Genomic DNA, 13,371 nt, shown 5'->3' on the forward strand with positions numbered 1-13,371 from the left:
GAACAAAATGGCTGTCACCGTAAAAAACAAGACCGTATTCATCACCGGGGCTGGCGCAGGAATCGGGCGTGGCACGGCACTCCTTTTTGCGGAGGAGGGGGCGAAAGTCGTTGCGACCGACGTCGATATGAGCGGGCTGGAAGAAACCCAGACTCTCGTAAGGCAGGCAGGGGGCGATATCCTGATCCTGCAGCACGATGTCACATCAGAAGAGCAGTGGCTCGCCGCCTACGCCCAGGCGAAAGAGCGTTTCGGCGGCATCGAAGTGCTGGTCAATAACGCGGGTATCTACATTATCGCACCCGTTACCGAGATCACGCTCGAGACATGGAACCGCCTGATGGCGATCAATGTCACGGGTGTCTTTCTTGGTGCCAAGCATGTCGTGCCCTATCTTGCAGAGCGCAAAGGGGGCGCAATCATCAATCTCTCCTCTATCGCCGGTCTCAGGGGCTCGACCGGGCATGCGCTTTACGGCGCCTCCAAAGGGGCGGTGAGGATCATGACCAAGGATCTTGCTGCGGAGCTGGCGCCGCAGAATATCCGCGTCAACTCGGTGCATCCCACCTATGTCAAAACGGCTATGGCCGATTATGCCGAAAAGACACTTGGCGTGAGTGCGGACGAGTTGGGGCGTCATCTCAACCCGCTCGGTCGCCTCGCCGATGTCGCCGACATCGCCAACATGATCGTCTTTCTTGCCGCTGATGAATCGGCCTATCTCACAGGCTCGGAATTTGTCGTCGATGGTGGTGGCACCTCGGTCTTCACGCCACGCTGATGGATATCGGGGAGGCCTCACGGCCTCCCGTCAGCTGGTCTTGGGGGAGGCTCCTCACGAGAGAGCGTTCGCCTCGCGCAGGATAGCTTCGCTTTGCGCGGTATATCCCCCCTCGTCGCGATGCAGCACCAGACCGGGCAGGAGGGAAAACATCCCTCTGCCGCCCTGTATGGCCCTCAGGAGAACAATCTTGGCCGCGCGTCCCTGCTTGGGCCAAAGTGGCAGCAAGGTGAGGCTTCCGAAGCCCGAATGGCGCAGTGCTTCGCAGGCACGGTCGACGACCGATGCCGGGAGCGCAAGGGTCAGGCTACCGCCGGGCAGCACCCAGCGTGCCAGTGTGGTGATCCATTCTTCCCAGCCGCCTTCCGGCATTGTCATGGCGAGACGTCTCCTGGCATCGCTGGCACCCGTATGATCAGCCGGATGCCAGGGGGGATTGGCCATGGCGTGATGGAAACGGCCATTATCGCCTGGGGTTAGTTGCCGCAGGGCAGGCGGGACATCAGGAATGCTGCCATGCAGGATCGTCACCCGCGTGGCACAGTCGTTGTCACGCATGTTCTGCATGGCCAGTTGCGCGGTCGCTCCATCGGCTTCCAGCCCAACCCCTCTGACATCCTGACAGCGCGAGGTGAGGCAGAGAAGCCCGGCCCCCGCGCCGCAACCGGCTTCCAGTACGCTCTGTCCTGGCTGGGCCGGAACGAAAGCTGCCATCAGGACAGGTTCGATTCCCGTGCGGTAGCCCTGGGTGAATTGTCTGTAACGCACACGACGGTCGAGCAGATATCCTTCCATCGTCTCGCTTGTCGTCACTGCTGCGGCCTCAGCTTTTAGGGTGGCCGGGTTGACCGTGGGCGCAGCGCCGCTCATATGGTTTGGACTGTCCGAGAACTGGTCTTCCGGTCTGGCTGGGTCATGCATGAAGTTCGATTTCTGCCACGGTGTTTCTTAGCGCCGGCAGGAAGCCCGGCTCGTGCCTTATACTGCATCAGGGTCGTCAGTGGCCAAGTTTGAAGTGGAGATTTGCCTTGGGTGCTGCCGACAGCGTGACCGATATCAAGACACAAGACGGGTCCGGCGAATCAAGTCGTGAAAGCTCGGCCCTGCACGCGCTCTCGGCCTTTCTGAAAGAGGATATGGAGGCCTGCAATCGCGAGATCGTCGCGCGCATGCAAAGCCCCGTGCCGCTTATACCCCAGCTTGGTGCGCATCTTGTTGCGGCCGGTGGCAAGCGGCTGCGCCCGCTCCTGACACTCGCCTCAGCCCGGCTCTGTGGATACGAGCCCTCGGCACAGAACCAGCGTCATGTCGGTCTTGCTGCCTGCGTCGAGTTCATCCACACAGCGACGCTGCTTCATGATGATGTTGTTGATGAAAGCACCCTGCGCCGTGGCCTCGCTTCGGCCAATGCGGTTTTCGGCAACAAGGCATCGGTTCTTGTTGGCGATTTTCTGTTCGCCCGGTCTTTCCAGCTCATGACCGCTGATGGATCGCTGAAGGTCATGGCCATTCTCTCTGCGGCCTCTGCAACCATCGCCGAGGGCGAAGTGCTGCAGATGGCAACGCAGAATGATCTCTCCACTCCTATCGAAAAATATCTCGAAGTCATTCACGGCAAGACGGCAGCGCTTTTCGCCGCAGCCTGCCGTGTCGGTGCAGTGGTTGCCGACCGCTCGGAGCAGGAAGAAGCTGCGCTCGATGCTTATGGCACCAATCTTGGCATGGCGTTCCAGCTTGTCGATGACGCCCTCGATTATGCCGCCGACCAACAGGTTCTGGGCAAGACCGTCGGTGACGACATGCGTGAGGGCAAGATCACCTTGCCGGTACTCGCGGCTTTCCAGGCCGGGGACGAAGCCGAACGCGCTTTCTGGCTGCGCGTGATCGAGACCGGAGAGCAGACCGATGAGGATCTGCCCCATGCGCTCGGCCTCATCGAGAAGCGCGGTGCCATCCAGACAACGATCGACCGGGCGCGCGTTTATGCCGATGCTGCCATCGAGGCGCTATCCATCTTCCCTGACAGCCCGATACGGCAGCTGATGATCGATGCTGCTTCCTACACGGTCAGCCGCGTCAACTGAGCCTTTCCGCCGCCTGTCAGGAGGCGGCTCTCAGGGCGTGAGCGCGCCTTCCAGCAAAGTGATGTCGTGATAGCCCAGCCGGGCAATCGCCTGTTTCAGCGCCGCACTATCGGCGGCTGGCCCGGTCAGCGTAAGGCTTTCAGGCAGGTCCCTGCGTCCGGGTTGCTCACGACGCATTTCGAGCACCCGGTTGACCTGCTGGGCGACAGGCAGGGCAGGATCGAGCCAGTTGATATCCGGCGGGCAGAGACGCAGGAAGGCATCGGTCAGAAACGTGTAATGCGTGCAGCCGAGGCCAATCGTGTCGATTTTCTGCCCCTGAGGGGCCTCGAACAGATGGCGTAATTCTCCGGCAACCAGAGCATCGTCGACAGGCCGGCCGAGAAAGGCCTGCTCTGCCAGATCTGCCAGAGTGCGGGCGCCATGCACGATCATTTCGCAATCAGCCGCGTAGCTGTCTCTCAGGCTGCGAAGATACGGGCGTCTCGCCGTGCCTCGCGTCGCCAGAAGCCCGAAGACACGGCTCTGGCTGACTCGGGCCGCCCAGCGCACCGGTGGTACGCAGCCAACGAACGGCACGTCAAACCGGGCTCTGAGCGCATCCAGCGCGATCGTGCTGGCTGTATTGCACGCAATAAGCACGACATCGGGGCGCAGATGGGCAATGCGCTCCTCCATGAGGGAGAGAAGACGCCTGACCAGCAGGGAATCTTCCTGCTCGCCATAGGGAAACAGCGCGTTATCGGCGAGATAGTCGATGCGCGTGTCTTCCGGCAGGGTCGTGCGCAGGGCCTGCACAACGGCGAGCCCCCCAATGCCCGAGTCAAAGGCAAGCACACGTCCCGGAGGGAGAGACAAATCAGCCTTCCGCCTTGGCCTTGAGGGCCGCGGCTTCTTCAGCACCGCCCACACCACCATGGGCCTTCGACCAGCCACAGGGATCTTCAAGGAAGCGACGGACCTCATGGATGTCGCTTTCGGAGAAGTAGTTCGCGCCCGAGCAGGCCTCGAGCACATCCCACCAGGTGCAGAGCGAATGCAGCGAGACATTCATGTCGGCAAGGGTCTTCTGGGCGCCGGGGAACACACCATAGAAGAAGACGACAAAGGTGTGATCGATGATCGCCCCTGCTGAACGCAGGGCATTGGCGAAGCGGACCTTGGAGGCCCCATCGGTCGTCAGATCCTCGACCAGAAGGGTGCGCATTGATTCCGGCACATCGCCCTCGATCTGGGCGTTACGGCCAAAGCCCTTGGGCTTTTTGCGCACATAGGCCATGGGGGCCATCATGCGGTCTGCAATCCAGGCGGCAAACGGAATGCCGGCTGTCTCACCGCCGACCACGCAGTCGATGCTCTCATAGCCGATATGACGACCGATCTTCTCGACAGCCAGTTCGACGATCTTGGCGCGGGCGCGGGGAAAGAAAATGATCTTGCGGCAGTCGATATAGACAGGCGACTTCCAGCCCGAGGTCAGGGTGTAGGGCTCTTCAGGGCGGAAATTGATGGCCTTGATTTCAAGCAGGATACGCGCCGTCGTGAGCGCAGCGTCCCGGTCCCATTGTGTCTGACGGACTGCGCCACCGTTGATCTCGTTGCTGAGAGCCATCTGTTATTACTCCATGATCTTACTGGCGTGCAGGATTATCCGTCCTTAACGAGAAAAGTAAGAGAAATAAGAAGAGAAAATCCTCGCGCTTTCGTTCGATAGGCGATGCTTGCATTTACCATCGGAAAAGATTTACAATGCGCTAATTGATAATAATTCTCAACTAGGATCAGTTTGCGTGACTGTTGACCTCAACCGCATTTCCCGAAAGTGCGAACGCGCTGTTATCACAGCGTATGAAGAGCTGCGGGATGTGGGCCAGCCTGATATTCAGGCTTTTACCGCATGCACGACCCTTTATCGCATTCACCATCCCGAAGCCTCGCTGAACGAAGCACGTCGTCTGGTTTCGGAATGGATCGACCACCATATCGTCCGTCAGGACAAGGGCGCCACACCCGGATGTAACTGCTAGCCTTCGGTCTGGTTTTTCACCGAAGACATGATGCCCGGGCTTTCTGGCCCAGGCAAAGAAAAAGCCGGAGAGAAATCTCCGGCTTTTTTCGTATCAGGGCGTGACGCCGCTCAGCTGCGTCGGCATTGCGGAATATAGTCGCGACGGGCTTCACCCACATAAAGCTGGCGAGGGCGGCCGATACGCTGGCCGGGTTCCTCGATCATCTCGCGCCACTGGCTGACCCAGCCTACCGTGCGCGCCACAGCAAAGAGTACGGTGAACATCGAAGTCGGGATGCCCATCGCCTTCAGGATCAGACCTGAATAGAAATCGACATTCGGATAGAGCCGACGCTGCACGAAATAGGGATCGTTGACGGCGATTTTTTCGAGTTCTGCGGCCAGATCGAACATCGGGTCATGCTTGAGGCCAAGCTCGGCCACGACCTCGTGATAGGTCTGCTCCATGATTTTCGCGCGCGGGTCGAAATTCTTGTAGACGCGATGGCCAAAGCCCATCAGGCGCACACCGCTCTCGCGGTCCTTTACCTGGGCGATGAAGGACGGGATGTTCTCACGCGTGCCGATCTGCGCCAGCATGCCGAGAACGGCTTCATTCGCGCCGCCATGGGCGGGGCCCCAGAGCGCTGCGATACCGGCTGCGATGCAGGCAAACGGGTTCGAGCCTGTCGAGCCGACAAGGCGCACGGTCGAGGTCGAGGCATTCTGCTCATGATCGGCATGCAGGATGAGAATGCGATCAATGGCACGCGCCAGAACCGGGTTGACCTTGTATTCAGCGTTCGGCTTGGCAAACAGCATCTTCAGGAAATTTTCTGAAAAGCTGAGATTATTGTCAGGATAAACGAAAGGCTCACCAACCGTATATTTATAGGCCCATGCCGCGATGGTGGGCACTTTCGCGATCAAACGACGCGTGGAGAGATCACGCGAGGCCTCGTGCGAGATGTCGACGGCATCGGGATAGAAGGCCGAGAGCGCTGCGACGGTGCCACAGAGAATAGCCATGGGATGGGCGTCGCGACGGAAGCCATTGAAGAAATTGCGAATCTGCTCATGAAGCAGAGCCTGTTCTTTCAGATCCTGCTGGAAGCGTTCGTAATCCTCACGAGTGGGCAGCTCGCCATAGACCAGCAGATAAGCCGTCTCGGTAAAGCTCGCTTCGGTCGCCAGCTGCTCGATCGGATAGCCGCGATGCAGCAGCACGCCTTCGTCACCATCGATAAAGGTGATGGCGCTGCGGCAGGACGCCGTTTCACCATAGCCGGGATCGAAGGAAAACATCTGCGTATCGGCAGTGAGTTTGCGGATATCGATCACATCAGGGCCAAGGTTGCCCTTGAGGATCGGAAATACGGCAGAGCGCTCGCCTATGCTGAGGGTCGCCGTTTCGGGAGTGGATCCGTTTGTGTCGTGATCAGCCATGGACGTGCCTTAGGAATTTAGCCAGGAAGAGGCAATCAACTTATGGGTGAAGTACGGTGCCGAGTGTCGCCGTATTGGGTGAAAGACCGGCCCAGTCGGAGATGACTGTAAACAGGGCCGTGGTGCCGGGCTCGTACCCTTTCATCAATTCCCGGGCGATTGGCCCGTCAATCGCATCGCTTGCCAGATGACGACAGGTCTCGGCAATTGCCGGGTTGTGCCCCACGATGATCAGCGTTTTGACCGCGTCGGGTGTTTCGCGAATCAGTTCGAGAATACCGTAGAGATCGAGATCGTAAAGCGCATCGAGACCATGCACGACGCAGGATGACGGCAGGCGCCCGGCAATGGCCTGGGCAGTCTGTGTCGTACGTCTGGCCGTGCTGTGCCACAGATGGGCGCCTGAGAAATCGATCCCGATGGCTGCAAGCTTTTCGCCCAGGCTTTCTGCGTCCTGTGCGCCCCGCTCCGTCAGGGGGCGGTCACGGTCCTGAACGCCGAACAGGTCGTGCGTGGCCTGCGCATGTCTGACGAGGATGAGATGATGCGCCGTCATGTCACGCTCTCCGGTTCAGCGCGGGCTGCGCCCGGCAATTGAGTCATGATGTCGGATCACTTCCCGTATGATGAAGGCAAGAAACTTTTCCGCGAAGTCAGGATCGAGCCTGGCCGAAGAGGCAAGCTGGCGCAGTCTCTCGATCTGACGTGCCTCGCGGGCAGGGTCGGCAGCGGGCAGGCCCGAGCGGGCCTTGAGTTCGCCTACCGCCTGCGTCTGGCGAAAGCGCTCTGCCAGCATATGGATCAGCGCCGCATCGATATTGTCGATGCTCTGACGATGCTGTTCGAGGAGCGCGCGTGTTTCTTGTTCAGACATCCAGATCAATCCAGGCAAGATGGCCGCCTTTTCCGGCGCCAAGGTCGGTGAAGATGGCGCGACCACCGTTGCGTCCATCGCGTATCCAGGGGCGGCCATCGGTCGAGCGCCGGTCATGACCGCAATAGACGATATGATCGGCAGGAATATGATCGATCCAGCGCAATCGGCGCTCGGGATAACCGTCAGGCTGCATACGGCCTGTGGTTTCACCAAAAAGTGCGCGTGACAGCAGGGGGGTCATGGCACCGAGCGCCGGGGGCGGGGCTTCGAACATCATATCGGTGTGAAACCCGCCATGGACGAAAATCATGTTGCCCTGGACGATCCATGCCGGGGCCTCGGCTATCGCCTCATAGGCACGCTCGCGCAGACCGGCCTGGACCGGGCCCGAAAGCTGGCGCAGCGTCTCCTCGAGAGGCGGGTCGCGTCTCAGCCTTCTGCCTTCGAGCGCGCGCCCCAGCTTGCGGTCATGATTGCCCAGAATGAACAGGCCGCGCCCGTCATCGATCAGATCGAGCATGAGCCGCAACGTTCCGGCACTGTCAGGCCCGTGATCCACCAGATCGCCGAGCTGGATAATGAATCGATCGGTTGCAACCGCATGTTCGAAAGCGGTGAGATCGCCATGCACATCGCCCACCACGCGCAGACCGCGACCGGCGCTCAGCTTCGACAGATCGGGAAGATGAGGGGGCGAAAAGGAAATCGGATCGGCCTTTCTGGGCTAGGGCGTCAATCGACCATTATGGGCGGTATCGGCAGGAAAACACAATAAAGACATGGTTATAACCGCATTCGATCACGACACCACAGCCAGAGAACCCGTTTCAGCGAAGGAGGTTGCAAGGCTGAGATCGACGGACAGGACCTGACTGACCCCGCGCTCCTGCATCGTGACGCCGAAAAGCCTGTCCATATGGGCCATGGTGAGCTGGTGATGGGTCACGATCAGAAAACGCGTATCTGCTTCTTCAGCCATATCCTTAAGCAGCCCGCAGAGCCGCTCGACATTCGCATCGTCGAGCGGAGCATCGACCTCGTCGAGAATGCAGAGCGGGGCAGGCTGGCAGCGGAACGTTGCGAAAATGAGCGACAGCGCCGTCAATGCCTGCTCTCCGCCGGACAGAAGCGAGAGGGTCGACAGTTTCTTGCCGGGCGGTTGAGCAAAGATTTCCAGCCCCGCCTCAAGAGGGTCATCGCTGCCGACCAGTCCAAGATGGGCCTTGCCACCATTGAACATGCGGCTGAACAGGGACTGGAAGTGCCGGTCGACCTCGACAAACACTGCCTGAAGTCGCTCGCGCCCCTCTTTTTTCAGCATGTTGATCGAGCCACGCAGACGGCCGATGGCCGAGCCCAGTTCCTCATGCTCGCGCATCAGGTGATCCGACTGGTTGCGGGCCTCGTTATATTCCTCATCAGCCAGCAGATTGACAGGTCCGAGGGCTTCCCGTTCCTTCAGGGCCCGGCTGAGGCGTCGCTTGAGAGTGGTCTCGCTCTGCTCCGTCAGAGGCAGGTCGAAATCCTCTGGTGGGGCGGTCTCCCGACTTTCCGTGAGCTTCTCGAGCTGGCCACAGGCCTGGGTCAGGCGTTCCTGCAGGCGGATGGCGTTCTCTCTGGCAGAGGCGCAGCGTTGCTCGGCGTCCCTGCGCGTTTCTGCCAGCGTCTCAAGGGCGGCCTCGATATCGGCGAGTGAAGCCGCAGCACCGTCGAAAGCCTCTTCGGCGGTTTCAAGGGCGCCTATGCTCTCCTGCGATGCGGCCTCGAGGCGGGTCTTCTCGGCATCGCTCCGCAAACATTCCGTCTCACCGAGCGCGACGCGGGCTTGAAGCCGGGTCAGATCGTCCTGCAGGGCCAGGCTTTGCGTGTTGTTTTCACTCAGTCGGACGGAGAGCTGCGTTTTTTCCTGTTTTGCGCGGTCATGGGCGGCTTCTGCCTCGCGGAGTGCTTCCTGATGGCGAGCGCTTTCTTCGCGATGGGTCGCTTCCTGAGCCTGTGCATTCTGGAAATCCTGCTCCAGGGGGGTCAGGTCAGGCACGGGCGCGAGGTCGCGTTGCTGTGCTTTTGCCTGAGCCCGGGCGTTTTTCACGGAATCATGCTGGGGCAGCAGCGCCGAGAGGCGACTGGTCAGGCTGAGCTTCAGGTCGCGTCTTGTCTGCAGATCCCTTCCCGTCGCGCCGATTTCCCTGCCGAGCGTTTCAAGCGTCTGTCTGGATGCGTTGAGCTGTGTGTCGAAATCCTTCAGAACCGTACGTTGTCTGTCTCGTGCTTCGGCGCATCGGGTCAGCGCCGCGTCGTGATCTGTCTGCGCGATCTGCGTTTTTTGCGAGACGATCTCGGCGAGATCCTGCCGTGCCTGAGCCAGTACAGCCGTCAGGGTGCGCGATCTGGTTGCGTTGGACTCTTCCTGCAGTCTCAGGCGGGTGGCCTTTTCCTGCGCGGCACCATGGTCCGATTCGAGACGCCTGGCGTCATTCAGTGCGCGATCAGCTATCTGGCGTGTATTGGCGAGCGTCTCGCGCAGGCTGTCGATCTGCGTCCTGAGCGTGCTTTCCGCTGCGAGAGACCCAAGCGCTTCTCTCGCAGCATCAACGCGTCTGGCCATCTCGTCGCGCTGGATAGCGGCTTCTTCACGTGTCTGGTCGAGACGATCGAGCTGGCTGCTGATGCGGTCGCGCTGAGTGAGAAGAATGGTCTCATCATGGCGTTTTGCCGTGAGTGCGGCTTCCTGCAGATGCAGGGTTTCGCGCAACTCGGCCAGTTGCTCGGTCTGAGAACGCTCTTTCTGCTCGAGTGTCGTCACAAGCTCTGTCAGCGGAGCGAGTGCGCGCTCTTTCTGCTCAATCTCAGCTTCGAGCGCGCGGATCGCGTTGAGATGCTCGACGCGGTTCAGGGCATTCGATGGCAGATTGGCGGCCTCACGATAGCCGTCCCACCGCCAGAGGGCCCCCTCCTTGCTGACGAGGCATTGGCCGGGCGACAGACTCTGGTGGAGCGCAGCGCCGGCCTCGGCAGAATCGACCAGCCCGATCGACGCAAAGCAGCGCTGAAGGGCGGGTGGACAATCAACCAGGGACAGCAGACTCTGCGCAGGCAGCGGGAGAGGCTGCGCCGCCAAGGGCGAAAGCTGTGCCCAGGCGCGGTTCTGGTTTTCGTCGAGCGAGGCATCGAGTGTCGCGTCGAGCGCAGAGGCGATCGCACGCTCCAGGCCCGGCGGAATAATGAGCGAGTCGATCAGCGGCGAAGGCAGGGCCTCTGCCTGATGTGTCGCCGCCAGGGCTTCACGACGCGCGCGCAGGGCGAGAACGCTGGCGGCCGTTTCCCGTCGCGCTTTTTCCTGCATCTCGTGCTGCTGACGGCTCAGATTGCGTTCGGCAGAAAGGGTCTCACTCTGTGCCGTCAGGGTCGAGACGGCAGCTTGTGCCTGCGCATGGGCCGTTTTGGCGGCTTCGAGCGCTTTGGCAGCAGGCATCTGCGCGTCGAGTTCGCAACGCTGGGCAGAGAGCGTTTCTATCTGGCTCTCATGGCGGGCCTGCGCTTCACTCGCCTGTTCGTATTCACGCTGGAGCAGGCTCCGCTGCCGGGCAACGCCCTGCGCCTCGGCCTCGGCATGTGAGAGGGCCTGCTGATGCTGGCTCACCGTCGCCCGGGCCTGCTCGGCCTCCTGGCGTGCCTTGTCGCGCGCAGTGAGTAACCGGGCAGCCGTTGTCTCGAGTTCGAGAAGCTCCGCCTCGCTGAGGCAGGCTTGGGTCAGGGATTCGAGTTCGGCTTCATGCCGGGTGCACTGCGCCTCCAGCGCCTGCATCCTTGTCTGAAGGCGTGAGAGGGTCTCGCGCGCATGCCCGGCGTCACGGGCGGCCTGATCGGCTTCCTGCTCAGACTGTGAAAGCGCCAGACGCGCATCCTGCTGGGCACGGGTCAGTCTGGCTGTTTCTTCTTCCAGAGCGCTGCGCTGGCGCCGTTTTTCATCGAGTGCCGTCTGAAGAGCAGAAAGACTGGCATCATCAGGGAGCCTGGATTTCACCTCATCCAGCGCCTTCGCCAGCTGATGCTCTTCCTCGCTGAGGGCTGCGATCCGTTTTGCAGTTGTCTCGTGCTCTGCCTGCAGGCTCTGCGCTGCCATACGCTCGCTGATGAGACGTTCCGAAAAGGCCTGACGCGTTTTTTCTGATGCGACCAGCGCGGCGGCGCTTTCCTGCGCGGTTTGCATCAGCTCCGCGAGCCTGTCTGGAAACCCTGTCATAAGGGTTTCGAGTTCTGTCATGGCCTCCGTCAGCCCGGCATGCCTTGCCTGTGCCTCCTCAAGGCGCGATTGGGCGATCTGCTGGTCGGCTTGCAGCTGGGCCTGACGCTGTGCGTTTTGCTCTGCTGTATTGAGGGCCTGAGCCAAAGCCTCACGCGTGGTTTCAGCAGCCACGCGCAGCCTGTCCCGTGCTTCACGCAGGGTTTCGACCTGCTCTCGCAGTTCAAGGATGCGCGTTTTCTGACCAGTGCGCTCCTGTTCGGCCATGCTCGCTGCGGCAGCCGACTCATCGCGCTCTTTTTCGGCTGCCTGCAACAGGGCGGTGGTGCGTTCCACCAGAAGCTCGGCGCGTCTGTACGTTACCCAGGACAGGGCCTTTTCGTCATTGCGTATCGCCTCAGAGAGATTTCGATAGGCGCGTGCATGAGTCGATTGGGCTTCGAGCTGCTCAAGGCGACTCTCGATCTGCTGACGCAGATCTTCCGATCGCTCCATATTGCTTTCAGCCTGACGAAGCTTGAGTTCGGCATCGTGGCGTCTGGCGTGCAGGCCGGTAATGCCCGCGGCCTCTTCCAGAAGCGAGCGGCGCTCTTCGGGCTTGGCGCTGATCAGCGCGCTGACGCGGTTCTGGCTGACGATCGAAGAGCTTCGGGCGCCTGAGGACAGATCGGCAAAAAGTGTCGTGATATCGCGTGCGCGCAGGGCGCGACCGTTAAGGCGGAAATCGCTCCCCGAACCCCGTTCGGCGCGTCGGCATATCTCCAGCCCGTCGGCTTCAGCGAAGGGAGCGGGAGCGAGGCCGGTTGCCTCTTCGAGCCAGAGGGTTACTTCGGCAAGAGACCGTGCCGAACGTGCACTTGTGCCTGCGAAAATCAGATCGTCGAGCTCGCCACCGCGCAGAGCGCGTGCCGAGCTTTCCCCCATGGCCCAGCGAAGGGCCTCGACGACATTGGACTTGCCGCAGCCATTGGGGCCGACAATGCCAGTCAGCCCGGGGAGAATATCAATCGTGGCAGGATCGGCGAAACTCTTGAAACCCGCTATCCGCAGGCGCGTGATCTTGGCTGACATACGCGAAAAGCGGGGTCCTCTTCTGGGCGTTCTTCCCTGCGGCAGTGAAAGGCCGTCAGGAGCGCAATGCGATGGCGGCGCGGGCTGAGTGCTGCCCGTACCGCCCGCGCATGTAACCGAATGCGGCCTTAGCCGCCAGCCTTCCTGACTTCTGCCTCGAAAGCATCGAAGGTCAGGAGTTCCTGATTATACGGCTTGTCGTTGAACATGAAGAAAGGCGTGCCGCCGATATTGTATTTGGCCTGATCGGCATCCTGCTGCGCCACGAGTGCCTGACGAAGCGCGTCGTCAGCATCGATCTTTTTGAACTGATCGGCCGAAACACCCGCCAGGGCCGCCATCTGCTGGATCTGCTTTTTCGGATCGACGTCGCGGGCGAAAGCCCAGCGATCCTGCGTCGACAGCATCGAATTGACGAAGGGCACATAGCGCTCGACGGGAAGCGAGCGCGCCACCATGGCGCCGAGAAGCGCGATCTGGTCGAGCGGGAAGTCGTGATAGACGTAGAACACCTTACCGGTATCAATGAGCTTCGCCTTCACTTCCTGAAATACGGTCATCTCGAAATGGGCGCAATGGGTGCAGGTCAGCGAGAACCACTCATTGACCGTGACCGGTGCCTTGGGATTGCCCAGGGTGCGCGGCGTCAGGCGAATATCGTTGGTATGAGCGTCTTCAGCGCGGGCTTTCGACATGAGGGCGAGGGCAGGGATCGCTGCCAGGAAACTGCGCCTGTAGACGGACATGGAAAACACTCCCGTTGAATGATGTCAAAGTTTTGAAGACCGGAAGAGGCGCCTGCGTCAAGTGCCGGAACCCTCACGCACAGGGTTCCGGCACCTGATTTCGTCGTCACACAGA

General features: G+C 60.6%; 12 protein-coding genes. 3 read left to right on the forward strand and 9 right to left on the reverse strand.

The features are described from left to right. Positions 1-7: 7 nt before the first annotated feature. A complete protein-coding gene (locus tag IEV53_RS03295) occupies positions 8-781 on the forward strand; it encodes an SDR family NAD(P)-dependent oxidoreductase (protein ID WP_188425308.1) in 774 nt (257 codons plus the stop codon). A 54-nt stretch (positions 782-835) separates the two neighbouring features. Here the strand turns inward: IEV53_RS03295 and IEV53_RS03300 are convergent, their stop codons facing one another. Further along, positions 836-1,702: a tRNA1(Val) (adenine(37)-N6)-methyltransferase gene (locus IEV53_RS03300; protein ID WP_229719511.1), complete on the reverse strand. Its 867-nt coding sequence runs from the start codon at positions 1,700-1,702 to the stop codon at positions 836-838. Between the two features lie 107 nt (positions 1,703-1,809). On the opposite strand from IEV53_RS03300, the gene IEV53_RS03305 reads away from it, so the two are divergent. Then, positions 1,810-2,865, forward strand: a complete 1,056-nt coding sequence (locus IEV53_RS03305; RefSeq protein ID WP_229719512.1) for a polyprenyl synthetase family protein — start codon at positions 1,810-1,812, stop codon at positions 2,863-2,865. Between the two features lie 30 nt (positions 2,866-2,895). On the opposite strand, the gene IEV53_RS03310 is transcribed toward IEV53_RS03305, so the two are convergent. Both IEV53_RS03310 and IEV53_RS03315 read right to left on the reverse strand, forming a co-directional pair. Beyond that, complete coding sequence (locus tag IEV53_RS03310; RefSeq protein ID WP_229719513.1) at positions 2,896-3,723, reverse strand: glutamate racemase; 828 nt, start codon at positions 3,721-3,723, stop codon at positions 2,896-2,898. A 1-nt stretch (position 3,724) separates the two neighbouring features. Continuing rightward, positions 3,725-4,477 carry an orotate phosphoribosyltransferase gene (locus IEV53_RS03315; protein ID WP_188425310.1) on the reverse strand — a complete coding sequence of 251 codons (753 nt, stop codon included), beginning with the start codon at positions 4,475-4,477 and terminating at the stop codon, positions 3,725-3,727. A 178-nt stretch (positions 4,478-4,655) separates the two neighbouring features. On the opposite strand from IEV53_RS03315, the gene IEV53_RS03320 reads away from it, so the two are divergent. Continuing rightward, complete coding sequence (locus IEV53_RS03320; protein WP_188425311.1) at positions 4,656-4,892, forward strand: hypothetical protein; 237 nt, start codon at positions 4,656-4,658, stop codon at positions 4,890-4,892. A gap of 110 nt (positions 4,893-5,002) precedes the next feature. Here IEV53_RS03320 and IEV53_RS03325 read toward each other — a convergent pair whose 3' ends face one another. From IEV53_RS03325 to IEV53_RS03350, 6 genes are all read right to left on the reverse strand, one after another. After that, positions 5,003-6,319, reverse strand: coding sequence for a citrate synthase (locus IEV53_RS03325; protein ID WP_188425312.1), 1,317 nt, complete (start codon positions 6,317-6,319; stop codon positions 5,003-5,005). A 40-nt stretch (positions 6,320-6,359) separates the two neighbouring features. Beyond that, positions 6,360-6,875: a SixA phosphatase family protein gene (locus IEV53_RS03330; protein ID WP_188425313.1), complete on the reverse strand. Its 516-nt coding sequence runs from the start codon at positions 6,873-6,875 to the stop codon at positions 6,360-6,362. A 15-nt stretch (positions 6,876-6,890) separates the two neighbouring features. After that, positions 6,891-7,193: a chorismate mutase gene (locus IEV53_RS03335; protein ID WP_188425314.1), complete on the reverse strand. Its 303-nt coding sequence runs from the start codon at positions 7,191-7,193 to the stop codon at positions 6,891-6,893. Continuing rightward, positions 7,186-7,902: a metallophosphoesterase gene (locus tag IEV53_RS03340; protein WP_371869823.1), complete on the reverse strand. Its 717-nt coding sequence runs from the start codon at positions 7,900-7,902 to the stop codon at positions 7,186-7,188. Before IEV53_RS03340 ends, IEV53_RS03335 begins: the two co-directional genes overlap by 8 nt. 93 nt (positions 7,903-7,995) lie before the next feature. Beyond that, positions 7,996-12,510 (reverse strand): AAA family ATPase, encoded by a 4,515-nt coding sequence (locus tag IEV53_RS03345; protein ID WP_188425315.1) that lies wholly within the window; start codon positions 12,508-12,510, stop codon positions 7,996-7,998. A 128-nt stretch (positions 12,511-12,638) separates the two neighbouring features. Next, a complete protein-coding gene (locus IEV53_RS03350; RefSeq protein WP_188425316.1) occupies positions 12,639-13,256 on the reverse strand; it encodes a thioredoxin domain-containing protein in 618 nt (205 codons plus the stop codon). Positions 13,257-13,371 lie beyond the last annotated feature (115 nt).

Source organism: Asaia siamensis, assembly GCF_014635085.1.
Classification (GTDB): domain Bacteria; phylum Pseudomonadota; class Alphaproteobacteria; order Acetobacterales; family Acetobacteraceae; genus Asaia; species Asaia siamensis.

Coding starts and splice junctions, on each gene's coding strand:
- IEV53_RS03295 (WP_188425308.1), top strand. CDS start 8: ATGGCTGTCACCGTAAAAAACAAGACCGTATTCATCACCGGGGCTGGC.
- IEV53_RS03325 (WP_188425312.1), bottom strand. CDS start 6,319: ATGGCTGATCACGACACAAACGGATCCACTCCCGAAACGGCGACCCTC.
- IEV53_RS03335 (WP_188425314.1), bottom strand. CDS start 7,193: ATGTCTGAACAAGAAACACGCGCGCTCCTCGAACAGCATCGTCAGAGC.
- IEV53_RS03345 (WP_188425315.1), bottom strand. CDS start 12,510: ATGTCAGCCAAGATCACGCGCCTGCGGATAGCGGGTTTCAAGAGTTTC.
- IEV53_RS03300 (WP_229719511.1), bottom strand. CDS start 1,702: ATGCATGACCCAGCCAGACCGGAAGACCAGTTCTCGGACAGTCCAAAC.
- IEV53_RS03350 (WP_188425316.1), bottom strand. CDS start 13,256: ATGTCCGTCTACAGGCGCAGTTTCCTGGCAGCGATCCCTGCCCTCGCC.
- IEV53_RS03330 (WP_188425313.1), bottom strand. CDS start 6,875: ATGACGGCGCATCATCTCATCCTCGTCAGACATGCGCAGGCCACGCAC.
- IEV53_RS03315 (WP_188425310.1), bottom strand. CDS start 4,477: ATGGCTCTCAGCAACGAGATCAACGGTGGCGCAGTCCGTCAGACACAA.